This is a genomic window from Actinoplanes nipponensis (genome assembly GCF_016862275.1).
GTDB classification, from domain to species: Bacteria; Actinomycetota; Actinomycetes; order Mycobacteriales; family Micromonosporaceae; genus Actinoplanes; species Actinoplanes nipponensis.
In genome coordinates, this window is record NZ_BOMQ01000011.1 from 67,582 (window position 1) to 90,474 (window position 22,893).

Sequence of the window (22,893 nt, forward strand, 5' to 3'; positions counted from 1 at the left end):
ATCATGCGAGTTCTGGTGACGACCGCGCCCCTGCACGGTCACTTCTTCCCGATGGTGCCGCTGGCCTGGGCGCTGCGGTCGGCCGGGCACGACGTGCTGGTGGCCGCGCCGGCCAACTTCGTCGACGACATCGCCGGGGCCGGGCTGCCCGCGGTGCCCTCCGCCGGCCCGATCGGCTTCGCCGACTTCATGTTCCACGACCGGGACGGCACCCCGCTGACGCCCCCGGCCGACCCGGCCGCCCGCCGGGCCGGCAGCGGCCGGGCCTGGGGCCGGCTGGCCGCCCGCACGCTGGACGGCGTCCGGGAGATCGTCGGGAACTGGCGGCCGGACCTGCTCGTCTGCGAGCCCACCGAGTACGCCGGCCAGCTCGCCGCCGCCACCGCGGGGATCGCCTGGGTGGAGCACTGGTGGGGGCTGGCTGTGCAGCCGGAGTACCGGCCCTTCGCCCAGCGGGAGCTGGAGCCGGAGTTGCAGCGGCTCGGCCTGCGGGACCTGCCGGAGCCGGCGCTGCGCATCGACGTGTCGCCGCCCTCGGTGCAGCGTCCGGGGGTACCGGACGCCCAGCGGATGCGCTACGTGCCGTTCAACGGCCCGGCACTGCTGCCGCCGTGGGCCTCGCAGCCGCGCCACCGGCCCCGGATCTGCGTCACCCTGGGCAGCATGCTGCCCAAGCACGGGCTGCTGGACTTCGGCGGCATGTTGCGCGACTTCGCGGCCGGGCTGACCGGTCTCGGCGCCGACGTGGTGATCGCCGTGGACGACCAGGTCGCCGCCGGCTGGACGGACCTGCCGGACGGCGTACGGGCCGCCGGCTGGCTGCCGCTGAACCTGGTGTTGCCGGCCTGCGACCTCGTCGTGCACCACGGCGGTCCCGGGTCGGTCTTCACCGCCCTGGCCCTGGGAGTCCCCCAGCTTGCCCTGCCGCAGACCGCCGACCAGTTCGAGAACGCGGACCGGATGGTGGCCACCGGCGCGGGCCTGCGGCTGCTGCCCGCCGAGCGCGGCACAACGACGGTCGTGGCGGCCTGCGAGCAACTGCTGGCCGACCCGCTGTTCGGCAAGAACGCCGCGGTGGTGGCGGAGGAGATCGCGACGGCGCCCACCCCGGCCGAGGTCGTCGGCGTGCTGGAGCGGCTGGCCGTACCGCTGCGACCGGACGAGGAGCGACTGTGAGCATCACGACGAATTTCCGGTTGCTGGTGCCGGAGACGGCGCGGGTGACCGCGCGACGGCTGACCGAGTCCGCGCTGGCCACCGACGGCCGGCTTCCCGGAACCGGCCGGTTCGAGGACTGGCTGCGCGAGCGCGCCGCGGTGAACCGGTTCGACGTGCAGCGGGTCCCGTTCGCGGACCTCAGCGGCTGGCGGTTCGCGCCGGACACCGGCAACCTCGTGCACGACAGCGGCCGGTTCTTCTCCGTCGAGGGCCTCGAGGTGCGCACCGACTTCGGGTTCACCCCGCGCTGGACCCAGCCGATCATCAATCAGCCCGAGGTCGGCATCGTCGGCATCCTCGTCAAGGAGTTCGACGGCGTGCTGCACTGCCTCATGCAGGCCAAGATGGAGCCGGGCAACGTCAACACCCTGCAGCTGTCCCCGACGGTGCAGGCCACCCGCAGCAACTACACCGGGGTCCACCGGGGAGCGGCGATCCCGTACCTGGAGTTCTTCACCGGCCGGGGGCGCGGCACGGTGCTGGTAGACGTGCTGCAGTCCGAGCAGGGTGCCTGGTTCCTGCACAAGCGCAACCGCAACATGCTGGTCGAGACGACCGAGGACGTCGCGGCCCGCGACGACTTCGTATGGCTCACCGTCGGGCAGGTGCACGAGTTGATGCGGGTGGACAACCTGATCAACATGGACGCCCGGACGGTGCTGTCGTGCATGCCGTTCGCGGCGCCGGACCGCTCCACCCGCGGGGTCGACACGGGTGACGGCTTCCGCGAGGCCCTGCTGGCGTCCATGGCGGGCGCACACGGCGCCCTGCACACCACCGCCGAGGTGCTCAGCTGGTTCGTCGAGGCCAGGACGCGGTTCGTCCTCGGCCAGCGGCGCATCCCGCTGAAGGACCTGGAGGGCTGGCGCCGCACCCCGGACACGATCGAACACGTCGACGAGAAGTTCTTCCGGATCGTCGGGGTCCGGGTGCAGGCCAGCAACCGTGAGGTGACCAACTGGACCCAGCCGCTGGTGCACCCGGTCGGGCGGGGAATCTCGACCTTCCTCACCCGGCGCGTCGGCGGGGTGCTGCACCTGCTGGTGCAGGCCCGGGTGGAGGCCGGCACGCTCGACGTGGTGGAGGCGGCGCCGACCATCCACTGCCTGCCCAGCAACTACCGTGACGTGCCACCGCAGCACCGGCCGCCCTTCCTGGACTACGTGCTGGGCGTGGACCGGTCCCGGATACGGTACGAGGTGGTGCAGTCGGAGGAGGGCGGCCGCTTCTACCACGCGCAGAATCTCTACCAGATCATCGAGACGGCGGAGGACTTCCCGCTCGAGGTCCCCGACGGCTACCGCTGGGTGACGGTCGCGCAGCTGATGACGCTGCTCGCCCGGTCGAACCACCTCAACGTGGAGGCGCGCAGCCTGGTCGCGTGCCTGCAGACGCTGTGGTGAGCGGGGCGCGACCGCTGCGCCTCGGGGTGCTCGGCGCGGCCGACATCGCCCGCCGCCGCACGCTGCCCGCCGTGGCCGCCGAACCGGACGTCGAGCTGGTGGCCGTGGCGAGCCGTGACCCACACCGCGCGCGGCGGTGCACCGAGGTGTTCGGCGGTGAGCCGATGGCCGGCTATGCGGCGCTGCTCGGCCGCGCCGACATCGACGCGGTGTACCTCCCGTTGCCGGCCGCCCTGCACGCCCGGTGGATCGAGGCCGCCCTGGACGCGGGCAAGCACGTGCTGGCCGAGAAGCCGCTGACCATCCGCGCCGCCGACGCGCACCGTCTCGTGGCGTCGGCCGCCGCCCGTGGCCTCGTGCTGGCCGAGAACTACATGTTCGCCCTGCACCCGCAGCACGCCTGCGTCGCCGAACTGATCGCCGCCGGGATGATCGGCGAGGTCCGTGGCATGCGCGCCGCGTTCACCATCCCGCCGTTGCCGGCCGGCGACATCCGGTACCGGCCGGAGGTCGGTGGCGGAGCGCTGGCGGACGTGGGCGGGTATCCGCTGCGCGCCTCGGCGCTGCTGCTGGGTGAGCCGCTGGAGGTGATCGGCGCGACCCTGCGGGTGGACGCCGCCCGGGGGGTGGACCTGTCCGGGGCGGCCTTGCTCAGCACGCCGGCCGGGGTGATCTCCGAGGTCACCTTCGGCATGGAGCACGCGTACCGGGCCGGCTACGAGGTGTGGGGGACCGGGGGCACCATCCGGCTGGAGCGGGCCTACGCCACGCCCCCCGACCACGTCCCGGTGCTGCACCTGAGGACCCGCGACGACGTGCGGACCCGCCGCCTCGAGCCGGACGACCAGTTCCGCCGGGCGGTGCGCGCGTTCGCCGCCGCCGTCCGCGACGGAGCGGACAGCGGGCTCCAGGGCGACGACATCCTGCGGCAGGCCGACCTGGTGGACCGGGTCCGGGCCGTGGCCCGCCGCGCCGAGATCACCGGCCCGTGAGCCGGCCACCGGAGGAGACGCGGATGGAGATCGTCGGACGGGGCTTCCTGGCGCAGCACCTCGCCGGGATCGCCGGCAGGCACGACGGGGTGGTGGTGCTCGCGGCCGGGGTCTCCGCGGCCAGCGGCACCTCGAACGCCCAGTTCTGCCGCGAGGCCGACCTGGTCGCCCGCTCCCTGCGCCGGTGCGCCGCCACCGGTGAGCGACTGCTGTTCTTCTCCACCGCCTCCACCGGCATGTACGGCGCGCTCGGCCGCGGCCGGGAGGACGAGCCGGTCGCCCCGGGCACCCCGTACGGGCAGCACAAGAGGCGCCTCGAACAGGTCATCGCCGATTCGCCGGTGGAGCACCTGGTGGTCCGGCTGGCGCACGTGGCCGGTCCGCACCAGCCGCCGCACCAGCTGCTGCCGTCGCTGCTGAGCCAGGTGATGGCCGGCCGGGTCCGGCTGCACGAGGCGGCCCGCCGCGACATCATCGACGTCGCCGACGTGGTGGCGCTGGTGGACCGGCTGCTGGCGACCCGGGCGTCGCGCGAGGTGGTGAACATCGCCACCGGCTTCGCCGTACCGGTGGAGGCGCTCGTCGACCGGATCGAGACAGTGCTGGGCCGGCGCGCCGAGCGGGTCCGGGTCACCGCGCCTGCCGTCAACCATCTCGTCTGCACCCGCAAGCTGCACCGGCTGGTGCCCGAGGCCGCCGGGATGGGGTTCGGCGAGCGTTACTTCGAAGCGGTGCTCGACCGCTACGTGTCCACCGCCGCGCTGGTCTAGCCACCGGCCAGAGAGGAGTCGTCCGCCGTGCGGATGCTGTTCGTCGCGTCGGCGCTGCCGTCGCACTTCTTCGCCATGGCCCCGTTCGCCTGGGCCGCGCACGCCGCCGGCCACGACGTGCGGGTCGCCACCCAGCCCCAGCTGTGCCCGGCGGTCGCCGCGTGCGGCCTGGCCACCGTCGGAGTGGGCCGGCCGATGGACTTCGCCGGCGACTACCGCCGGGGCCGGGCCGCCGATCCGAAGGACCTGTTCGTGCGGATCGCCGCCGACATGGCGGACGACCTGGTCGCGATGGCCCGCCACTGGCGCCCGGACGTCGTGGTCTGGGAGCCCACCTCCTTCGCCGGCCCGGTCGCCGCCGCCGCGGCCGGGGCGCCCTGCTGGCGCTTCCTCTGGGGACCGGACATCGTGGGCCGCGGCGGCAGCGGCCGGGAGCGGATGCCGGACGGTGTGCGGGAGCTGTTCACCCGGCACGGCTGCAGCGCCGACCAGGTGCCGGCCTGGCTGACGATAGATCCCTGCCCACCGTCGGTGCAGGTGCCGACCAGCGCGCCCTGGCGGCACGTGCGATACGTGCCGCACAGCACGGCCGCCCGGGTGCCGCGCGCGGTGCTGGCGCCGCCACGACGGCCGCGGGTGGTGGTCACCCTCGGCATGTCCGTCTCCGGGCTGGTCGGCGAGCAGGCGTTTCCGGCCTCGCGGGTGGCCCGCGCCCTGGCCGGCGACGGTGGTGAGGTGGTGGTGGCGCTGGGCGCCCGGCAGGCTGCCGCGTTCGGCGAGGTGCCCCCGGGCGTACGGCTGGTCGCCGACTGCCCGGTCACCACGCTGCTGGCCGGAGCGAGCGCCGTCGTGCACCACGGCGGCGCCGGCACCATGATGTCGGCCGTGCTGGCCGGCGTGCCGCAACTCGTCCTGTCGAGCATGCCCGACCTCGGTTTCTACGGCGACCGGCTGGCGGCCACCGGTGCCGGGCTGCGGCTCGGCGCCGACGACGCGGACGACACGGCCGTGCGCGACGCCGTGAACCGACTGCGGGCCGACGCGACGCCCGCCCTCCGGCTGCGCGCCGAAGCCCTGCGCCAGCCCACCCCGGCCCGGCTCCTGGCCGAGCTGACCGCCGTACCGACGATGTGAGGAGTCCACGATGTCCAATCGGGAGATGGGTTTCGGCCTGTTCTTCTTCGCTGCCCTCGGCGACGACGCGGCAGCGACGTACCGGATGATGCTCGACGCCGCGCGCCGCGCCGACGAGCTCGGGCTGCATTTCGTCTCCACGCCCGAGCGCCACTTCCACCGCTTCGGCGGGGCGTTCCCCAACCCGGCGCTGACCGGCGCCGCGATCGCGGCGGTGACCAGCCGGGTGCAGATCCGCGCCGGCAGTGTCGTCACGCCGCTGCACCCCACGCTGCGCATCGTGGAGGACTTCGCCGTCATCGACTGTCTGTCCGGCGGCCGGGCGGCGGTCTCCGTCGGTTCCGGCTGGAACGTCAACGACTTCGTGCTGAATCCGGAGATGTTCGACGGTCGCCGGCAACGGCTGCTGTCCGACGTCGAGGAGATCCGGCGGATCTGGGCCGGTGGGCAGTGGACCGGCCGGAACCCGCGCGGCGCGGAGGTCACCCTGCCGGTCTTTCCCCGGCCCGTCCAGACCGAGCTGCCACTCTGGGTGACGGTCTCGCGCAACCCGGAGACCTTCCGGCAGGCCGGGGTGCTCGGCGCGCACGTGCTGACCCACCTGGAGAACCAGGACGTGGCGGTGCTCCGTGACAACATCGCCGCCTACCGCGAATCGCTGGCCGCCCACCACCCCGGACGCGACGGCACGGTGACGCTGATGATGCACACCTACGTCGCCGAGACGACCGAGCAGGCCCGGAAGGTGGCCGTGCCGTGGCTGCGCAGCTATCTGCGTACCGCCATCGACCTGGAGGCCCGGGCGGTGGGCGCCGGTGGCGGCATGAGCGGGGGCCGCACGGGGCGGGAGTTCTTGAGCGAGGATCGGGCGCGGGACCGGCTGGCCGAGGTGGGCGTCAACCGCTACCTGGCCGGGGCGTCGCTCATCGGCTCGGTGGCCGACTGCCGGCGGACCGTCGAGGCGGTACGGGCCGCCGGGGTGGACGAGATCGCGTGCCTGGTCGACTTCGTCGGTGACGCGGACGCGCTGCTGGGCGGGCTCGGGCCCCTGGCGGCGCTGCGGCACAGCGAGCCCGCCCTCTCGGCACGGTGAGCGGGCGGCCCTGGCGGATCATGCCGCCGGGGCCGCCGCCCGCGGGCACTCATCCGCTGCGCCGCCGGGCGGCGGGCACCCAGCCCAGGTCCCGCCACAGGGCCAGCTCGGCGGGTGACGGCGGGACGTGGCCCGCCGCCCGCTCGGGGTGACCCGGCCGGCCGGCGGGCGGTCCCGGCGGGTTCGCCCCGGCCGCAGGGTCATCGAGGCCCCGGTACAGCATGTTCGTGGGCGCGCTCAGCGCCAGCGCGGCCACGGCCCGCCACAGCGCCCTGCGCCACCACGGATCCCGCGCCGGTCCCGACCCCTGTGCTGTCTCCATCGCCGCCTCCCGACCGGTCGCGCGGTGCGCGGACCGCACCGCTGCAACCCGGACCGTGCCCGCCGAGGGTCGAGGCGGCGTCGACGCGTGGTCGACCTCCCGGCGACCGGTCCTGGACCGGGACTCCAGCGCGGCGGCGCAGGCTGGCCGGGTACGCGGAGACAACCGGGAGGCGGCACCATGCGAGTGATGTGCACCGTGTCGGCATGGCCGACCCACTGGTACCCCATGGTGGCCGTGCTGTGGGGTCTGCAGGCGGCGGGTCACCAGGTGGCGGTGGTGTGCCCGCCCAGCCAGGCCGCCCCCGTCACCCGGGCCGGGCTCACGCCGGCGCCGGTGCTGGCCGAGCTCGACATCGCGTTCCTGGCCCGGCTGCGCAACGTCTTCGACGCCCAGGCCGGCGCGTGGCCGTACGACTGGCCGCCACCGCACCCGGTCACCGGAGCGCCGATGAAGGCGGTCGCGGAGTTCGGTTACGCCGAGTTCACCCGGGCCGGCGCCGAGAAGATCGCCCGGCCGGTCGCCCGCAACGGCCGCGCCGCGATCGCCTTCGCCCGCGAGTACCGCCCCGACCTCGTCCTGCACGAGCCGCTCGCGATGGAAGGGCTGCTGGCGGCCCGGGTGGTCGGCGTCGCGTCGGCCGTACACCTGTGGGGCCCGATCGGCACGCACGAGCGGGACCCGGCGGCCGCCTCCGTCGTGGAGTACCCGGTCGGTTCGTTCGCGCCGCACGGGGCCGGGGCGGTGGCGCTGGACACCGTCGGGCACGTCATCGACCCCTGTCCCGAGCCACTCGGGCCGGTGGTGGACGCGGAGCGGCTGGCGGTGCGCTATACGCCGTACAACGGGCCTGAGGAGGTGCCGGCGTGGCTGCTGGACCCGCCCACGCGGCCGCGGGTGGCCGTGGTCTGGGGCACGTCGCTCACCGCGATGTACGGGCCGGGTTCGTTCGCCGTGCCGCTGATCCTGGACGCCCTCGCCGGTCTCGACGTCGAGGTGGTCGTCTGCACCAGCGCCCGGGACGCGGCCGGTGTCCGGTACACCCGGCCCGGTGTGCGGGTCGTGGCCGAGCTTCCGTTGCACCTGCTGCTGCCGACGTGCGCGGCGGTGGTGCACCATGGCGGCGCGGGTTGCCTGATGACCGCTGTCGCGACCGGGGTGCCCCAGGTGGTGCTGCCGACCGGCATGGACCAGCCGGTGAACGCCGCCCGGCTCGCCGCGACCGGCGCCGCGATCTCCGTGCCGCGGGCCGGGGCCGACCCCGAAGCGGTGCGCGCGGCGGTGGCCGCGGTCGTGGGTGAGCCGTCGTACCGGGCTGCGGCGGCGGCCTTGCGCAGGTCCAACGACGACCGCGGTACGCCGGCGGAGCTGGTGGGCGGACTGGAGAAGCTGGCCGCTCGGTGAGGCCGGGAGCCGGGACCGCTCAGGCGCGGTCCCGCACGTGCGCCCACAGGGCCGCCAGCGACTCGCCGAGTGCGTGCCGCGCCTGCCAGCCCAGCTGCTCCCGGGCCCGGGTGGTGTCGATCTCCTGCGAGTCGATGCCCCGGCCGCGTTCCTCGCCGGTGGCCCGGTCCTCGTGCTCCACGATCTCCGCCGGCACCCCACTCGCGGTGATCAGCTCGCGGACCAGCCAGCGCACGCTGACCGCCTGACCGCGGCCGATGTTGATGACCGGCCCGGCGCCGGGGGTCAGCGCCGTCGCCCGTACGGCCGCCGCTATGTCCCGCACGTCGACGAAGTCCCGCCTGGCGTGCAGCGGGGCCAGCCGCAGCAGCGCCGTGCGGCGTTCCCGGCGGGCGGCCGCGAGCTGGTCCGCCACCTGGCCGAGCAGGCTGGCCCGGGGCGTGCCCGGGCCGCTGACGTTGACCACGCGCAGCACCGTCGCGTCGCACGCGCCGGCGCCGACGGCCGCCAGGACCGCGCCGGCGCCGGCCAGCTTGCTGTGCCCGTAGGGGCTGATCGGGCGGGGTTGCGCGTCCTCGCGGATGGGGCAGCCCACGGCGCCGTACTCGTGCACGGAACCCAGGTGCACCAGGCGGGGCCGCCACGGCAGGGCGGTCACCGCCTCCACCAGGTTGTGCACCAGCGTCACGTTCGAGGCCTTCAGTTCCTCCTCGGTGACGCCCCAGACCGCGCCGGCCGCGTTGACCACCGCGAACGGGCGCATCGCGGTGAGCATGCCGATCAGCCGGGGCACGTCGCCCGCGGCGAGGTCGAGCGCCACCGAACGGGCGCCGGGCAGCCGGGCCGGGCGGCGGGACACCGCGACCACGGGCGCGCCGGTGGCGGCGAACGCGGCGCAGGTGTGCCGGCCGACGAAGCCGTTGCCGCCCAGCACCACCACGGGCCGGGCCGGGTCGGGGCGGTGAGGGGACACGCTGACCTCCGTGGCGTCGTCAGGTCGCCGTCGTCAGCGTCGCCAGCACGCGGACCACGTCGGCGGGGGTGGGCCGGCTGCGGCTGGCCGCCGCCAGCTCGGCCGCCGCGGCGGAGTGCCGCGGCGTGCTCAGCAGCGCCTGCACGGCGTCGCGGATCTGCGCCCGGGTGGCCTCGTGCCCGGCGATGCCGAGTCCCGCGCCGGCAGCCGCCAGCCGGGCGCCGATGGCCCGCTGCTCCGGGCCGAAGGGGAGGGCCAACTGCGGCGTCCCGGCGTCGACGGCGGTCATCGCGCAGCCGGCGCCGCCATGGTGCACGACCGCCGCGCAGCCCGGCAGCAGCAGGTGCAACGGGGCCTGGTCGAGCAGGCGGACGCGCGGGGGCAGCTCACCCAGCGCGGCACGGTCGTCCGGGTGCACCGGAAGCAGCACCTCAACGTCCAGCTCGGCCAGCGCCGCGACGATGCGGGGCACCAGGTACGCGCCGCGGCCGTACATCCGGCTCATCGAGTTGCTCCACACCACGCACACCCGGGGACGCCGGCCCGCCGGGGGCAGCTCCGGCGCCGCACCGGGACCGTTGTACGGCAGGTAGCGCATGTCGATCCGGATGCCGCGCACCGGTGGGGTGAGCCCGCTCGGGCAGGGGTCGACGACGTGGGTGATCGCGTCGGCGTCGAGCATGCCGGCGCCGTGGCGCGGGAACGCCCGGGTGTAGTCCACCGGCAGCGGGTACAGCTCCGCGGCCCTCTCGTCGGTGCCGACCGGCCCCCACAGGTGCGCGACCGCCGGAATGCCGGCGACCTTCGCGGCCAGCAGCCCCTCGGCGCTGAGCCGGTCGTGCAGGATCAGGTCGGGCCGCCATCGCCGGGTGTAGCCGATGGCCGCGTCGAAACTCGTCTCGGTCTGCCGGGCGATGTGCCGCTTCGCCGTCTCGGCGTAGCCGTCCAGGTCGAAGGTGGACGGATCGACCGGCTCGCCGGTCTCCGGGTGCAACGGCGCCCAGGGATACGGCCACGCGCCCGCGCGGGCCAGCCAGAGATTGGCGAAGCGGGCCATGTACACCATGTCGAGTTCGCCCAGTACCGGCACGGCGGCCAGGCCCGCGGTCCGCACGGCGGCGGCCTGACCGGGCGCGCACGCCACCCGCAGTTCATGTCCGGCCGCGCGCAGCGCCCAGCCCAGCGGCACCATCGGGAAGTAGTGGGCGGGCCAGCCGGAGACCGTGGCCAGGATCCGCATCACGGCCGTCCCGCGAGGCCGGCCAGGGTGGACACCAGGTCGGCCGGCGTGGGCCGGGCCCGCGCGTCCTCCCGCAGGGCCCGGGCGGCGGCCGCGTACGCGGGCTTGTCCAGCAGGTCCGTCACAGCGGCCCGGACGGTGTCCACGCCGGCCAGGTGCCCGGGCAGATGGGCGCCGGCCCCGGCGGCGGCGACCCGTTCGGCGTTCAGGGCCTGCTCGATGGCGAAGCTGACGCCGAGTTGAGGCACCCCGGCATCGACGGCCGTCATGGTGCATCCGGCGCCACCGTGGTGCACCACCGCCGAGCAACCCGGCAGCACCAGTCGCAGCGGGCACCGCTCGACGCCGCGTACGCCCCGCGGCAGCGGGCCGAGCCGGTCCAGGTCCTCGGCGGTGGCAGTGACGACCACCTCGACGTCGAGGCCCGCGAGCGCCGTCACGATGTCGGGCAGGGCGAACGACCGCGGCCCGGACATCGCCGTGGTGGACGTGCCCCAGACGACGCACACCCGCGGCCGGCCGGCCGGGCGGTCGTCCCCGGGCGGCCCCGCGCCCGGGCCGTTGTACGGCACGAACCGCACCGGCAGCCGGGTCGCCGTGGTGGGCGGGGCCAGCGCGGGCGGGCAGACGTCGACGACGTGGGTGACGGCGTCCGGGCCCAGCGACCCGACCTTCCACCGGGCGAACGTGCCCGCCGGGTACTCCGGCACGATCTGCAGGCCGGTCGCCGCCGGCTCATGGGTGCCGACCGGCCCCCACAGGTGGGTCACGGCCGGCACCTTGACGGCGGCCGCCGCCAGCGCCCCCTCGACGGCGAGCGGGTCGTGGACGACCAGGTCGGGCCGCCAGTCCCGGGCGAGGCGAACGGCCGCGTCGAAGCTGCGGATCATCGCCCCGAAGGTGGTGGCGGTGTGCGCGGCGACGTAGGAGTCGAAGTCGAAGTCGCGCAGGCCGGCGACCTCCTGCCCGGTCACGGGGTGCAGCGGCTGCCACGGGTAGGGCCAGTGGCCCGCCTGGGCGTCCCACAGATAGCGCAGCCGGGTCAGGAACACCATGTCCATGCCGTCCAGCACCGGCACCGGGGTGAGCCCGGCGGCGCTGACCGCCGCGTGCTGACCGGGCGTACAGGCGACGCGGACGTCGTGCCCGGCGGCCTGCAGGGCCCAGCCCAGCGGCACCATCGGATAGTAGTGGCCGGGCCACGAAGACACGGCGAACAGCACTCGCATCGATCCGTACTCCCTCGTCCTGGCGGTGGTCGCTCAGCGCAGGTCGTCGCGCTGGACCCGGCGCTGCCGGACCTGCCATCCGTGCCCGGCCCGCACCAGCACGTCCTCGCAGACGCAGTGCATCTGCAGCCGGGCCGGGCCGCCGGCCGGGATCGCGAAGATCTGCGCGTAGCAGCGCACCGCCACGGTGTCCTCGTCGACGGGCTCGATGTGCACCATGCCGTGCCAGTGCCGGTGCTGTTCGCCGGCGGCGGCGAGCCGGGCGTGCGTCTCCCGCACCCCGGCGATCAGGGCCTCCCGGCCGCGTACCGGCTCCGGCAGCACCGCCGGCCAGAACCAGCCGTCCGGGGTGAACGTCTCGGCCCACGCCCGCGCGTCGCCCTCGTCGAGCAGGTGGAAGTGCCGGGCGTAGAACTGGTGGACCTGGGCGTACAGCTCGGCGAGGCCGGTGGTCACGGCGGCGGTCACGCGGCACCGTCCTCGACGATCGCGACGGCGCGCGACCATCCGGCGCCGGCTCCGGCGATCTTCACGGGGAAGCAGGCCACCGTGAAACCGAACGGCTCCGGCAGGTCGTCGAGGTTGCTGAGCCGCTCGATCTGGCAGTACTCGCGGTCGCGGCCGACGAAGTGGGCCGGGAACAGCACGTCGCGGTCGCCGCTGTCGTGGAACCGGGTGATCATGTCGCCGAACGGGGCGTCCAGGCTGAACGCGTCGGTGCCGATCACCCGGACCCCCTGGTCGAGCAGGAAGTTGGTGCCCGAGGCGTCCAGCCCGACGAAGTTGGTGAAGTAGAGCATCGAGCCGGCGTACACCGAGGCGCCCGTGTTGAGCAGCACGATGTCGCCGGGGGAGAGGGTGTAGTCGATCCGCTTGAGTTCCCGCTCCAGGTAGGCGGCGTCGGCGACGTGCTCCGCCTCGCTGATGTCGAGCACCACGCCGGGGCCGTAGAACCAGTCCAGCGGCATCTCGTCGATGTTGCGCGGCACGCCGTTGCCGTAGGTGGTACGGGTGCCGTAGTGCGACGGCGCGTCGATGTGCGTGCCGGTGTGCGTGGTCAGCGTAAGCGTGTCGATCGACAGCAGCTCCCCGTCCCGCAGGTCGGCCGGGCTGATCTCGAGCCCGAAGTTGGCGGCCATCTCCTCGGCCATGTGGGTGGCCCCGTCGGCCGGCGAGGTGACCTCGTGCACGACCGTCTCGGGCTCCCACTTGGAAGCGTCGATGGAGGTGGACAGATCGATGATGCGCATGGGTTCCTCCCGGGGCAGGGCGCCGGTCCGTGGCCGGCACTGTGCGGCGTGGCTGCGGGGTACGTGGTGGGTGGGGATGGGGAAAGGCTCAGCCGGCGGCCACCCGGATGCGGGGATTGCCGAGGGTGACGTGCCGGGTGATCCGGGTGCCGACCGGCGTGTGCATGAGCACGCGGGCGACCCTTGGCCGCAGGAAGCCGGCCAGGCCGCCACCGGAGAACATTCCCTTGCTCTGCAGCGTCTGGAAACGCATGACGCCGTTGATGTCACGGCGGCGGGTCCGCTCGAACTCGCCGAGGCGCGCGGCGCTGACGTCGCCGTCGCTCAGGGCGGCGAGCAGCATCGGGTGCAGCAGTGCGGCGTCCTGGACGGCGAGGTTGATGCCCTGCGCGCCGAGCGGGCTGTGGGTGTGCGCGGCGTCGCCGATGAGCACCAGCCCGGCGTCGGACCACCGGCTCGCCCGGGCGCCGAAGACGTCGAGCAGCGTCAGGTCCGACAGCGCGTGGATGTGCCGGCCGACCAGGTCCGCGTACTCGGGGATGCTGGCCTGGATCTGGGCCTTGACATGCCGGATGCCGCGCGCGGCGACGGCCCGGTAGCCGCCGTGCGGCACGGTCCAGCCGATCTGCAGGCAGCCGGGGAAGGAATCGTAGGCCAGGGCCGGGTTGCTCGGCGCTCGGAAGATGCGCACCCGCCCGGTCGGCGCGCCGTCCCACGGCAGCTTGAACCAGCAGATGTCCAGGTCGAAGACGTCGTGGCGGCGGTTGGCGATGCCGGCGAGCGCCCGGGTCTTGGAATAGCGGCCGTCCGCGCCGACCACGACCGCGGCCCGGACGGCGACCCGCTCGCGGCCGTCGTCGGCGACCACGCCCCGCACCGGACCGGAGTCGCCCGCGCGCAACAGCGCGCTCAACCGGTGCCCGGCGAGCATCCGGAAGGTGTCGTGTTCGGCGCAGCGGTCGCCGAGCTCGCTGAGCACGTGCCGCTGGGGGATGCTGAGCAGATAGTTGTGCGGCGCCGGTAGGCGCCGGTAGTCCATGTCCAGCACCGGCCGGTCGCCGTCGATCAGCTGGAAGCGGGTCAGCTCGTAGCCGCCGCGGGACCTCGCGCCGGCCAGCACGCCGGCCTGGTCCAGGATGCGCAGGCCGCCCGGCTGCAGGATCTCGCCGCGGTATTCGCGGTCGAGCGACCGGGCCTTCTCGACCACGGTGACGGCGACGCCGGAACGCACCAGCAACAGCGCCAGCGTCAGCCCGGCGGGACCGCCCCCGACGACACAGACGTCCGTCCGGATCTCGCGCACCGCTTTCCCCTTTCCCTGGGACTTCAGGCTCCCGCCGGCCGGTCGAGGACGGCACGACGCACGTTCGAGGCGCCACCCGCGGGAGGAACGGTCAGACCGTCGCCTCGATCAGCCGCAGCGACGTCGACGTGCGGGTCACACCGGCGAAGGCGAGGCCGGCGCGGGTGAACAGCGTCTTGAACTCGTCCAGCGAGTGCTCGCGGCCGCCGACGTTGAGCAGCAGCAGGAGGTCCATCGCCGCCGCGTAGCGGGGCTCCGGGGTGTCGTCGACGAGGTTCTGCACGACCACCACCCGGGCACCCGGGCGGGCCGCCGCGCGGATGTTCGCCAGGACCCGCACGGACCGGTCGAAGTCCCACTTGAGCACCTGCTTGATCAGATAGATGTCGGCGTCCACGGGAACGGCCTCCAGGCAGTCGCCGGGCACCACGGTGGCGCGGCCGGCGAGGACGCCGCCGTCACGCAGCTCCGGTACGGCGCCGTCGACCACCCCGGGCTGGTCGAACAGCACGCCGTGCAGGTACGGACGGGTCTCGAGCAGGGTGCGCAACAGGTGCCCCTGACCGCCGCCGACGTCCACCAGGGTCTTCGCGCCGGAGGTGTCCAGCGCCGCGGCCACCGACTCCGACGTGCGGGCGCTGGACTGGGTCATCGCGCGGTCGAACACCTCGGCGTCGGCCCCGCCGTCCTCGCGCAGGTAGGTGAAGAAGTCCTTGCCGTACAGGCCGGGCACGACCGGTTCGCCGGTGCGCACGGCGTCGGCCAGTTTCGGCCAGGCCTGCCACGTCCAGGCGGCTCCGGCCCACAACACCATGTCCGCCATGCTCGCCGGGCTGCCGGTCCGCAACAGCCGGGACATCTCGGTGTGGGTGAACCGGCCGTCCGGGGTCTCGGCGAACACCCCGTCCAGGGCGAGCGCGCGCAGCAACCGGCGCAGGGTCGGGCCGTCGGCGCCGACCGTCTCGGCCAGTTCCGGCACGGTGGCCGGTTCCTCCCCGAGGGCGTCGGCGATCCCGAGCCGGGTCGCGGCGTGCAGCATCGCGGCGTACGCGTTGCCCAGGGCGAGTTCCTTGAGCCGGGTCGGCGCGGACGGCTGCGGTGGGTTCATGGTCTGTTCCCTTCGGGGTGGGCGAACGGGGTCACACCGGTGCCGCGACCGGTCCGCCGGACAACAGGTGGGCCGGGGCCAGCGCGGCGCGCACGGCGGCCGGATCGGGGGTGTCGCCCCGGGCGGCGACGTAGCCGTCGGGTCGGATCAGGATCCAGCCGCCGGCGGCCGCGCCGAGCGCCTCGGTGAGCACGCCGCCGGGGTCGATGAGCGCCCCCTCGACGTCCGCCGCGTCCTCGGCGACGGTGCGTACGGACAGCGCCGGTCCCCACGGACCGGCCAGCGCTGCCGCCTCGGCGCCGAAGGCCAGCAGCGTCCACCGGACGTCCCGCAGCTCGGCGCGCAGCGCCTGCCAGCCCGGGTTGTCGGCGGCCACGGTGATGCGCCGGACGCGGTCGCCGGGTGCGGGCCGGCGGCCGCCGGTGGTGGTGGTCGTCAGCGGTCCGCGCGGATAGCCGATGTCGAGCCCGGAGACGCGGCCCAGGGCGGTGCGCTGGGCCCGGACCCGCATCGGCGGTACCCGGCGCATGATGGCGAAGACCACGGGCAGCGCGACACCGGCCAGCCGGTTCTTCAGCGCCACCAGGGCACTGGCCGTCCGGGTCGACTCCAGCAGGCCGGCGCCGACCGGCACCCGCTCCTGGCTGTACGTGTCGAGCAGGTCCGCCCCGGCCCACCCGCGGATCACCATCGCCAGCTTCCAGGCCAGGTTGTACGCCTCCTGGATGCCGGTGTTCATGCCCTGTCCGCTGGCCGGACTGTGGACGTGCGCGGCGTCGCCGGCCACGAACACCCGTCCCGACTGCATCGCCGGGACCATCCGTTGCTGGGCGGTGAACACCGATACCCAGGCCGGCGCCTCGACGACCACCGGCACGCCCGTACCGACCGACAACTTGCCGGTGAACCGGGCGGCGATCGCGCCGGCATCGCCGTCGTAGTCGACGTCGACGGTGTCGAGCATCCGCCAGCGCCGCGCGCCGGGCAGCGGCGCCATCATCAGGGTGCCGCCGGAAGTGTGGATCCAGTAGATGCTGTTGCGGGGCAGGTCCGTGTCGACCAGGGCGTCGGCGATCAGCCAGGTCTCGTTGACCTCACCGGTCAGCGGGAGGCCGAGCTGCTTGCGGACGGTGCTGTGGCCGCCGTCGCAGCCGATCAGCCAGGCCGAGGGGATCGACGCGCCGCTCGCGGTGTGGCTCAGGACCCCGTCCGGCGTCTCGTCGAAGCCGGTCAGTGCCGTGTCCCACTCCACCTCGACACCGTGCCGGGCCAGGGCCTCGCGCAGCACCTCCTCGGTGCGTACCTGGTCGATCGCGACCGTGAACGGGAACTGGGTGGGACTGGCGGTGTAGTCGGCGTCGAGACGGATCAGCCGGCTGCCGTTGGAGTACATCGTGAACGCCCGCACGATCAGGCCGCGGGCGATCATCTCGTCGGCGATGCCCATCTGGTCGTACGTCTCCAGCGTGCGCGGGTGGGTGGCGATGGCCCGGCTGGTGGTCGCCGGGCCGGAGGCGGCGTCGACGATCCGGGCCCGGACTCCGCGGCGGGTCAGTTCCAGGGCGGCAGTGAGTCCCACCGGCCCGGCGCCGGCCACGAGGACTTCTGTCTGGTCGGGCATGAGGTGCTCCTCGGCAGTCTCGCGGACGGGTCAGGCCGCGGCCGGCGCGTGCAGCGTCTCGTAGAGGTCCGGCACGGACTTCTCCACCAGCGGGCGCAGCCGGGTCACCAGCGGCAGGAATCCTTCGCTGCGGACGGCCGCCTGGTGCGCCTCGGCGCTCTCCCACTCGGCCAGCTCCACGAACACCCGGGGCCGGCGCGTGGAGCGCAGCAACTGGTAGGAGCCGGCCCCGGGCCGGGCGGACATGTAGGCGTTGAAGTCGGCCAGCACGCCGAGGAACTCGTCGACGTCGCCGGTCACGGTGAACTCGTTCATCAGGGTCAGCACGGTGCGGTCCTTTCCGGTCGGTCCGCGGCGAGACGGCGCAGGTCGCGCCGGGCGATCTTGCCGACGGGGGTACGGGGCAGCGCGTCGACGACCAGGCCGGTCGTGATCTGCTGAAAGCTCGCCAGCCGGGTGTTGGCGTCGGCGATGATCGCGGCCGGGGCCGCCAGGGGATCGGCGAGCACCAGCAGAGCGACCGGGACGGCGCCGCGAACCGGGTCGGGCCGGTCCACGACGGCGCACTCGCGGACGGCGGGATGTCCGCCCAGCACCTCCTCCAGCTCCGACGGCGAGACCAGCTCGTTGTCGCACTTGAAGACGTCCTTGAGCCGGTCGACGAGCCAGAGGTAGCCGTCGTCGTCCAGCCGGCCCACGTCGCCGGTGGCCAGCCAGCCGTCCGCGTGGGTGCCGGTGGCGCCGTCCGCGTAGCCCGCCATGATCTGCGGCCCCCGGACCTCGATCTCTCCGGCGCGGCCGGTCGGCACGACGAGCCGGCTGTCCACGTCGACGATGCGGCACTCGGTGTCGGCCGCGACCATCCCCACGGAGCCGGGCCGGGGCCGGTCCGGCCGGTCCAGGTGGGTCATCGAGCTGGCCTCGGCCAGGCCGTACCCCTGGACGACCGGGATGCCGAAGCGTGCGCTCAGCGCCCGGGCCACCGCGGCGGCCAGGGCCGAGCCGCCGCAGAACATGCCGCGCAGCCTTCCCGCGTCCGGCCTGTGCGGACCGGGGTCGCGGGCGAGCATGGCCAGCAGCATGGGCAGCGTGTAGTAGTGGGTCGCGCCGGCGCGCGCCGCCGCCACCAGGGAGTCGGCGACGGTGCCCCGCCCCGCCAGCGCCGGCGCCCCGTGCAGCACCTGGGTCGCGCCGGCCAGCACAGCGGCGCCGAGGTGCATCAGGTGGTATGCCGGCAGGGCGTTGAAACTCACCGCGTCAGCGTCCAGGCCGTGGGCCTGAGCGGTCTGGGCCGCGTTGGCGATCAGGTTGCGGTGGCTGAGCAGCACGCCCTTGGGTTCGCCGGTGGTGCCGCTGGTGAAGTGCACGCAGGCGATGTCGTCGCCGGTCACCTCGGGCAGCGCCACCGGTCCCGCCGTCGCGGCGAGGTGCCCCAGCGATCCGGGGCCGGCGTCGCCGAGGATCAGCAACGGCGGCAGCGCCGCCCCCACCTCGGACAGCTGATCCCGCAGGGCGTCCGGGACGAGGGCCAGCGTCGCGCCCGAGGCTGTCAGGGTCCCGGCGATGCGCTCCGGACGGTGCATCGGGTTCAGGGTGACCACGACGTTGCCGCTGCGCAGCACCGCGTAGAAACCCACCGCGAACGCGACGGAAAGCTCGGTGGCCACCCCGATCCGCTGTCCCGGGCCACCGATGAAAGCCGTCAGCGCGGCTGCCGCCCGGTCCACCGCCTCGTCGAGTTGCGCGAACGTCAGGTGGCCGGTGCGGGCGGAGATCGCCACCTGGTCCGGGCGCCGGGCCGCCGCCCGGCGCAGGAGCCGGTCCGCCGGTCCGGCCGGGTAGTCGATGGCGGGCCGGGCGGCCGCGGCGAGCGTCAGCTCAGTCACCGGCGCGCTCCTCGGCGTACGCCTTGGCGATCTGCAGGTTCTTCATGCTGTTGGTGCCGAGCACCTTGCGGGCGTAGCGCCGGGCGGCCGGGACGGTGGTGCCGGGGCCGAGCATGTCCAGCGCCGACTTCTTCAGCGTCACGGTGTGGCGGGCGCCCAGCAGCACGCCCTCGGGGGTCTGCTCGAACCGCCAGTGTCCGGTGTGTGCCTCCAGCATCGGCGGCAGGGTGATCTGCTTGTAGACGATCAGGTCGTGCGGGAAACCGATCCGGACGGACCGGGTGGTGTGCGCACGCCCGTCCGGGGTGGCGGTGTCCATGTCGAAGAACTGCACGCCCGGCTCGGGTTCGGACAGGGCCAGCCGGGAGACGTGCGGAATGCGCTCCGGCCACCGGCCGGCCTCCCAGAGGACCACCCAGGCGTCCGCCGCGTCGCCGGAGACGAACAAGGTGTCCTCCCAGCCGATGATCAGCTGGTCGAGTTCAACGCCCCGCTCGGCGGCCTGCTTGAGCTCGGCGAGCTGGCCGGCGCTGTGCCGGGCGAACTCCGCCGCGGTGCGGTCGGCCAGGTGGCCCGGCACGTCGTCGCCGCAGTCGAAGGCGTGCGACAGCGTCACCCGGCAGGACCCGGGGCCGCTGGGCTCGACCGTCCACCGGCCGTGCTGAGCGCGGACGCCCGGCGGCGGCGGCTCGTTGTCGAAGTCGACGGTCAGCGCCTCGGCGTCGATCCATCGGCGTGCCGTCCATGCCCGTACCGCATCCGGCCCGCGGACGCCCCAGCAGTGCACCACGTCCGTGGCGCCGCCGTCGCCCGGCCCGATCCGGGTGTGCACCAGCGAGCGGAACAACTGCGGCCAGCGCCGGACGTCGGTGATGAGGCCGAAGACCGCATCCGCCGGCGCCGCCACGGCCACCGTCTCGAGAGCCTCACGGCTCAGGGTTCGCGACACCGCGCACCTTCCCTCTCCCGGGCTGTCGTCGCCTCGGACTCGTCGGGCTGCCTGCTTCACCGCTGAGACTCGGCGGCCGGCTTCGAGCGGCGTTCAAGCCGGACTGAAGCCGCGATCCTTGATCCGGCTTCGATCCGCTGCGGGCATGCTGCGCGCACAGGGCCCCGGGTCGGTGCCCACTCGGCTCTGGGAGGTGCGATGCAGACGCGACGGTTGGGCGCGCTCACCACGACCGCCATCGGCTTCGGCACGCTCGGTCTGACCGGCGGCTACGGTGCGGTGGGCCGCGACGAGTCGGTGGCGGCGATCCGGCACGCCCTGGACAGCGGCATGCGGCTCGTCGACACCGCCGACTTCTACGGCGGGGGTCGCGTCGAATCGGTCGTCGCCGCCGCGGTCGCCGGCCGCGACGACGTCACGATCGCGACCCGGGGTGGCGCGCTGTTCACCCCCGAGGGGCGCCCGGCCGGCGTGGACGGCTCGCCGGAACACCTGCGGCGGGCCTGCGACGCGTCACTGCGGCGGCTCGGGGTGCCCCGGATCGGCCTGTACTACCTGGCCCGGGTGGATCCCCGGGTGCCCGTGGAGGACAGCGTGGGCGCGCTCGCCGAGCTGGTGGCCGAGGGCAAGATCGCCCACATCGGCCTGTCCGAGGCCACCGCCCAGGAGCTGGCCCGGGCCGTCGCGGTGCATCCCGTCGCCGCGCTGGCCAGCGAATACTCCCTCTTCGAACGGGGCGTGGAGGCCGAGGTGCTCCCGGCGGCGCGGGCCCTCGGGGTCGGCCTGGTGGCCTGCAGCCCGCTCGGCCGCGGCCTGCTGACCGGGCGGATCATCGCATCCGACTCGCTCGGCGAGGGGGACTTCCGGCGCAATCACCCCCGGTTCTCCGCCGCCCACCTCGGTGACAACCTGGCCCTGGTGGCCGGGGCCCAGGAAATCGCCACCCGGCGCAACGTCAGCCTGGTCCGGCTCGCGCTGGCCTGGCTGCTGGCCCAGGGGCCGGACATCGTGGCGATCCCCAGCAGCCGTACCGCCATGCACGCCGAGATGAACGCGGCCGCGGCCGACGTCGAGCTGACCGAGGAGGACCTGCGGCAACTGTCGGAGGCCATGCCGCCCGGGGCCGCCAGCGGCGACCGCCGGCCGCGGCGCTGAGCCGCTACGGCGACCCGGTGCGGTAGGCGGCGGCCAGGGCGTGGAAGACCTCCTTGGGCTCCCACGCCAGGCCGGGGTAGGTGCTGCCGGGCCGGTCGTCGAGGACCTTGACCACCCCGTACGCGGCCAGATCGAGATCCCGGGCCGGATCGGCGCGATGCGGCAGCTGGTACGACGCGAACGTGAACCAGAACGCCGCGTCGACGCCGACCGCGGCGAAGTCCTTGAGCAGCCGGTGCAGGTAGCTCACCTGTTCGGACTCGCTGCGGGTGTGCCGCCCGCGGATGCTTGGCGGCTCGGTCCCGTGGTCCACGATGGTCCATCCGGTACCGCCGCGCAGCCCGGCTCCCCGGTAGGTGCAGCAGCCGAACTCGGTGACCGCGACCGGCTTGCCGTGCCGGAGGTGCCGGCGCAGCGACCGGCGGAACCCGATCAGGTTGCTCAGGTCCCGGTACGCGTCCACGCCGACGATGTCGAACGGCGTCCAGTCGACCGCCTCCCAGGTCCCGGACGCGTACGTGAGCGGGCCGCCGAAGCGCTGCCGCACGTCCCCGGCGACGTCCGCGAGGAACGTGTTGAGTTGCCGGTTCAGGCCCTCGCGGGTCGGTCCGCCGTGCCGCCGGGGCGAGGTGAGGGAGCGGATCCGGGCGTACACGTCGTCGCCGGGCAGCAGGCCGGCGGCGAACAGGGTCAGCTCGCAGCCGGCCACGAACACCACGTCGGCGCCGCCGGCCCGCAGCTGCTCGGCGCGCTCGGCGCACTCGGCGAGGAACGGCCGCATCCGCGTGGTGGTCAGCTCGGTCGGGAAGGGCGAGAACCACACCCGCAGCCCGGCCTGCGCCGCGTGCCCAGCGGCGACCGCGAGGCGTTCGGGATCACCGCCGGAGACCCGGACGTCGGTGCAGTGCAGGTCCGCCGCGATGATCCGCATCTCCCGGCGCACCACGTCCGGATCGAAGGAGTCGCGGGACGGGCGGCCGCCCGGGAAGAAACCGGTGTCGTAGTTGATGCCTTTGCCGCGCATGTCCGGGGCGTCCCCTCCGGTCCGGGTGTCCGACGGCCTCAGGATGCCGAGCGCGCGGCGCCGTGGTCAACCGGCGCCTCGACGCTTCGCCACCGGGCGGAGCGAGCAGATCGCCCCGTCGCTGCCCCGCTCGCTGGGCGGGCAGCGACGGGGCGACATGAGCTCCGGCCCGGTGGCCGGCGAAGGGATCAGCGGGTGCGCCGCCGCCGGGGATCGCCTAACCCGATCACGCCGTCGATGTCATATCGCGGTCACGTGTCGCGGCTGTCTCGCGGCCGGTCGAGGTCGACGATGTCGCGGCCGAGCGGCCAGAAAGCCGCGGGCACCAGCTTGAAGTTCGCGATCCCGAAGGGAATCCCGATGATCGTCACGCACTGGGCGACACCGGCGACGACGTGTCCCAGCGCCAGCCACCAGCCGGCGATGATCACCCACAGGATGTTGGCCAGCCCGGACGCGGCGCCGGCGTCCGGGCGGCTGACCAGCGTGCGGCCGAACGGCCACAGCGAGTACGAGGCCAGCCGTAGGGACGCGATCCCGAACGGGATGGTGACGATGAAGACGAAGCACAGCAGGGCGGCGAGACCGTAGCCCAGCGCCAGGACGAAGCCGCTGCCGAAGATGAACCACAGGACGTTCAGGATGAAGCGCACCTGTTCAGCATGACGCGCCGGTGCCAGGGGCAGCGAGGGGGCGACCCCACGGGCCTGGTGACCCGCGTCGAGGTGGAGGGTGGCGACGGCGAGTACGGCGTGGTCGGGAAGTTCCACCGGGTGACCATGACCGGGCCGATGCGCCTGGCCGAGGGGCAGCAGGTCG

At 74.3% G+C, this 22,893-nt stretch carries 22 protein-coding genes; 8 read left to right on the top strand and 14 right to left on the bottom strand.

Features of this window, described 5'->3' with window-relative positions:
* Positions 1-3 precede the first annotated feature (3 nt).
* From Ani05nite_RS04515 to Ani05nite_RS04540, 6 genes are read left to right on the top strand one after another with little or no spacing between them, the layout of a single operon-like run.
* Positions 4-1,176 carry a nucleotide disphospho-sugar-binding domain-containing protein gene (locus Ani05nite_RS04515; protein ID WP_203765393.1) on the top strand — a complete coding sequence of 391 codons (1,173 nt, stop codon included), beginning with the start codon at positions 4-6 and terminating at the stop codon, positions 1,174-1,176.
* Positions 1,173-2,621, top strand: coding sequence for an NDP-hexose 2,3-dehydratase family protein (locus tag Ani05nite_RS04520; protein ID WP_239129276.1), 1,449 nt, complete (start codon positions 1,173-1,175; stop codon positions 2,619-2,621). Before Ani05nite_RS04515 ends, Ani05nite_RS04520 begins: the two co-directional genes overlap by 4 nt.
* On the top strand, positions 2,600-3,613 hold the full coding sequence (locus Ani05nite_RS04525; RefSeq protein ID WP_239129278.1) for a Gfo/Idh/MocA family protein: 1,014 nt from the start codon (positions 2,600-2,602) through the stop codon (positions 3,611-3,613). Before Ani05nite_RS04520 ends, Ani05nite_RS04525 begins: the two co-directional genes overlap by 22 nt.
* 23 nt (positions 3,614-3,636) lie before the next feature.
* On the top strand, positions 3,637-4,383 hold the full coding sequence (locus tag Ani05nite_RS04530) for an NAD-dependent epimerase/dehydratase family protein (RefSeq protein WP_203765395.1): 747 nt from the start codon (positions 3,637-3,639) through the stop codon (positions 4,381-4,383).
* A gap of 33 nt (positions 4,384-4,416) precedes the next feature.
* The gene (locus Ani05nite_RS04535; RefSeq protein WP_239129298.1) at positions 4,417-5,517 is read left to right on the top strand and encodes a nucleotide disphospho-sugar-binding domain-containing protein; all 1,101 of its coding nucleotides are present in this window, start codon (positions 4,417-4,419) and stop codon (positions 5,515-5,517) included.
* A gap of 10 nt (positions 5,518-5,527) precedes the next feature.
* Positions 5,528-6,610: a MupA/Atu3671 family FMN-dependent luciferase-like monooxygenase gene (locus Ani05nite_RS04540; protein WP_203765399.1), complete on the top strand. Its 1,083-nt coding sequence runs from the start codon at positions 5,528-5,530 to the stop codon at positions 6,608-6,610.
* 49 nt (positions 6,611-6,659) lie between these two features.
* Here Ani05nite_RS04540 and Ani05nite_RS04545 read toward each other — a convergent pair whose 3' ends face one another.
* Positions 6,660-6,932, bottom strand: a complete 273-nt coding sequence (locus tag Ani05nite_RS04545; protein ID WP_203765401.1) for a DUF6059 family protein — start codon at positions 6,930-6,932, stop codon at positions 6,660-6,662.
* 189 nt (positions 6,933-7,121) lie between these two features.
* Between Ani05nite_RS04545 and Ani05nite_RS04550 the strand changes: the two genes are divergently transcribed.
* Positions 7,122-8,336 (top strand): nucleotide disphospho-sugar-binding domain-containing protein, encoded by a 1,215-nt coding sequence (locus Ani05nite_RS04550; protein WP_203765403.1) that lies wholly within the window; start codon positions 7,122-7,124, stop codon positions 8,334-8,336.
* A 19-nt stretch (positions 8,337-8,355) separates the two neighbouring features.
* On the opposite strand, the gene Ani05nite_RS04555 is transcribed toward Ani05nite_RS04550, so the two are convergent.
* From Ani05nite_RS04555 to Ani05nite_RS04605, 11 genes are all read right to left on the bottom strand, one after another.
* Positions 8,356-9,309: an NAD-dependent epimerase/dehydratase family protein gene (locus Ani05nite_RS04555; RefSeq protein WP_203765405.1), complete on the bottom strand. Its 954-nt coding sequence runs from the start codon at positions 9,307-9,309 to the stop codon at positions 8,356-8,358.
* A 19-nt stretch (positions 9,310-9,328) separates the two neighbouring features.
* A complete protein-coding gene (locus tag Ani05nite_RS04560) occupies positions 9,329-10,549 on the bottom strand; it encodes a nucleotide disphospho-sugar-binding domain-containing protein (RefSeq protein ID WP_203765407.1) in 1,221 nt (406 codons plus the stop codon).
* The gene (locus Ani05nite_RS04565; protein ID WP_203765409.1) at positions 10,549-11,778 is read right to left on the bottom strand and encodes a nucleotide disphospho-sugar-binding domain-containing protein; all 1,230 of its coding nucleotides are present in this window, start codon (positions 11,776-11,778) and stop codon (positions 10,549-10,551) included. The genes Ani05nite_RS04560 and Ani05nite_RS04565 overlap by 1 nt, the downstream gene beginning before the upstream one ends.
* A 33-nt stretch (positions 11,779-11,811) precedes the next feature.
* The gene (locus Ani05nite_RS04570; RefSeq protein WP_239129280.1) at positions 11,812-12,246 is read right to left on the bottom strand and encodes a nuclear transport factor 2 family protein; all 435 of its coding nucleotides are present in this window, start codon (positions 12,244-12,246) and stop codon (positions 11,812-11,814) included.
* Positions 12,243-13,028 carry a cyclase family protein gene (locus Ani05nite_RS04575; protein WP_203765413.1) on the bottom strand — a complete coding sequence of 262 codons (786 nt, stop codon included), beginning with the start codon at positions 13,026-13,028 and terminating at the stop codon, positions 12,243-12,245. Before Ani05nite_RS04575 ends, Ani05nite_RS04570 begins: the two co-directional genes overlap by 4 nt.
* 88 nt (positions 13,029-13,116) lie before the next feature.
* Positions 13,117-14,331: an FAD-dependent monooxygenase gene (locus Ani05nite_RS04580; RefSeq protein ID WP_203765415.1), complete on the bottom strand. Its 1,215-nt coding sequence runs from the start codon at positions 14,329-14,331 to the stop codon at positions 13,117-13,119.
* 91 nt (positions 14,332-14,422) lie between these two features.
* Positions 14,423-15,439: a methyltransferase gene (locus Ani05nite_RS04585; RefSeq protein WP_203765417.1), complete on the bottom strand. Its 1,017-nt coding sequence runs from the start codon at positions 15,437-15,439 to the stop codon at positions 14,423-14,425.
* Between the two features lie 31 nt (positions 15,440-15,470).
* Positions 15,471-17,060: an FAD-dependent monooxygenase gene (locus Ani05nite_RS04590; RefSeq protein ID WP_203765418.1), complete on the bottom strand. Its 1,590-nt coding sequence runs from the start codon at positions 17,058-17,060 to the stop codon at positions 15,471-15,473.
* A 30-nt stretch (positions 17,061-17,090) separates the two neighbouring features.
* The gene (locus Ani05nite_RS04595) at positions 17,091-17,387 is read right to left on the bottom strand and encodes an antibiotic biosynthesis monooxygenase family protein (protein WP_203765419.1); all 297 of its coding nucleotides are present in this window, start codon (positions 17,385-17,387) and stop codon (positions 17,091-17,093) included.
* On the bottom strand, positions 17,381-18,946 hold the full coding sequence (locus tag Ani05nite_RS04600; RefSeq protein ID WP_203765420.1) for a class I adenylate-forming enzyme family protein: 1,566 nt from the start codon (positions 18,944-18,946) through the stop codon (positions 17,381-17,383). Before Ani05nite_RS04600 ends, Ani05nite_RS04595 begins: the two co-directional genes overlap by 7 nt.
* The gene (locus Ani05nite_RS04605) at positions 18,939-19,895 is read right to left on the bottom strand and encodes an SRPBCC family protein (RefSeq protein WP_203765421.1); all 957 of its coding nucleotides are present in this window, start codon (positions 19,893-19,895) and stop codon (positions 18,939-18,941) included. Before Ani05nite_RS04605 ends, Ani05nite_RS04600 begins: the two co-directional genes overlap by 8 nt.
* Positions 19,896-20,093: 198 nt before the next feature.
* Between Ani05nite_RS04605 and Ani05nite_RS04610 the strand changes: the two genes are divergently transcribed.
* Entirely contained in the window at positions 20,094-21,050 is a 957-nt protein-coding gene (locus tag Ani05nite_RS04610; RefSeq protein WP_203765425.1) for an aldo/keto reductase, read from the top strand.
* A gap of 4 nt (positions 21,051-21,054) precedes the next feature.
* On the opposite strand, the gene Ani05nite_RS04615 is transcribed toward Ani05nite_RS04610, so the two are convergent.
* Together Ani05nite_RS04615 and Ani05nite_RS04620 are read right to left on the bottom strand one after the other, a co-directional pair.
* The gene (locus Ani05nite_RS04615; protein ID WP_203765426.1) at positions 21,055-22,074 is read right to left on the bottom strand and encodes a glycoside hydrolase family 113 protein; all 1,020 of its coding nucleotides are present in this window, start codon (positions 22,072-22,074) and stop codon (positions 21,055-21,057) included.
* 251 nt (positions 22,075-22,325) lie between these two features.
* The gene (locus Ani05nite_RS04620) at positions 22,326-22,727 is read right to left on the bottom strand and encodes a YccF domain-containing protein (RefSeq protein WP_239129299.1); all 402 of its coding nucleotides are present in this window, start codon (positions 22,725-22,727) and stop codon (positions 22,326-22,328) included.
* Between the last annotated feature and the right edge of the window lie 166 nt (positions 22,728-22,893).

Coding starts and splice junctions, on each gene's coding strand:
- Ani05nite_RS04610 (WP_203765425.1), top strand. CDS start 20,094: ATGCAGACGCGACGGTTGGGCGCGCTCACCACGACCGCCATCGGCTTC.
- Ani05nite_RS04515 (WP_203765393.1), top strand. CDS start 4: ATGCGAGTTCTGGTGACGACCGCGCCCCTGCACGGTCACTTCTTCCCG.
- Ani05nite_RS04540 (WP_203765399.1), top strand. CDS start 5,528: ATGTCCAATCGGGAGATGGGTTTCGGCCTGTTCTTCTTCGCTGCCCTC.
- Ani05nite_RS04615 (WP_203765426.1), bottom strand. CDS start 22,074: ATGCGCGGCAAAGGCATCAACTACGACACCGGTTTCTTCCCGGGCGGC.
- Ani05nite_RS04535 (WP_239129298.1), top strand. CDS start 4,417: ATGCTGTTCGTCGCGTCGGCGCTGCCGTCGCACTTCTTCGCCATGGCC.
- Ani05nite_RS04565 (WP_203765409.1), bottom strand. CDS start 11,778: ATGCGAGTGCTGTTCGCCGTGTCTTCGTGGCCCGGCCACTACTATCCG.
- Ani05nite_RS04530 (WP_203765395.1), top strand. CDS start 3,637: ATGGAGATCGTCGGACGGGGCTTCCTGGCGCAGCACCTCGCCGGGATC.
- Ani05nite_RS04550 (WP_203765403.1), top strand. CDS start 7,122: ATGTGCACCGTGTCGGCATGGCCGACCCACTGGTACCCCATGGTGGCC.
- Ani05nite_RS04585 (WP_203765417.1), bottom strand. CDS start 15,439: ATGAACCCACCGCAGCCGTCCGCGCCGACCCGGCTCAAGGAACTCGCC.
- Ani05nite_RS04575 (WP_203765413.1), bottom strand. CDS start 13,028: ATGCGCATCATCGATCTGTCCACCTCCATCGACGCTTCCAAGTGGGAG.
- Ani05nite_RS04590 (WP_203765418.1), bottom strand. CDS start 17,060: ATGCCCGACCAGACAGAAGTCCTCGTGGCCGGCGCCGGGCCGGTGGGA.
- Ani05nite_RS04560 (WP_203765407.1), bottom strand. CDS start 10,549: ATGCGGATCCTGGCCACGGTCTCCGGCTGGCCCGCCCACTACTTCCCG.
- Ani05nite_RS04545 (WP_203765401.1), bottom strand. CDS start 6,932: ATGGAGACAGCACAGGGGTCGGGACCGGCGCGGGATCCGTGGTGGCGC.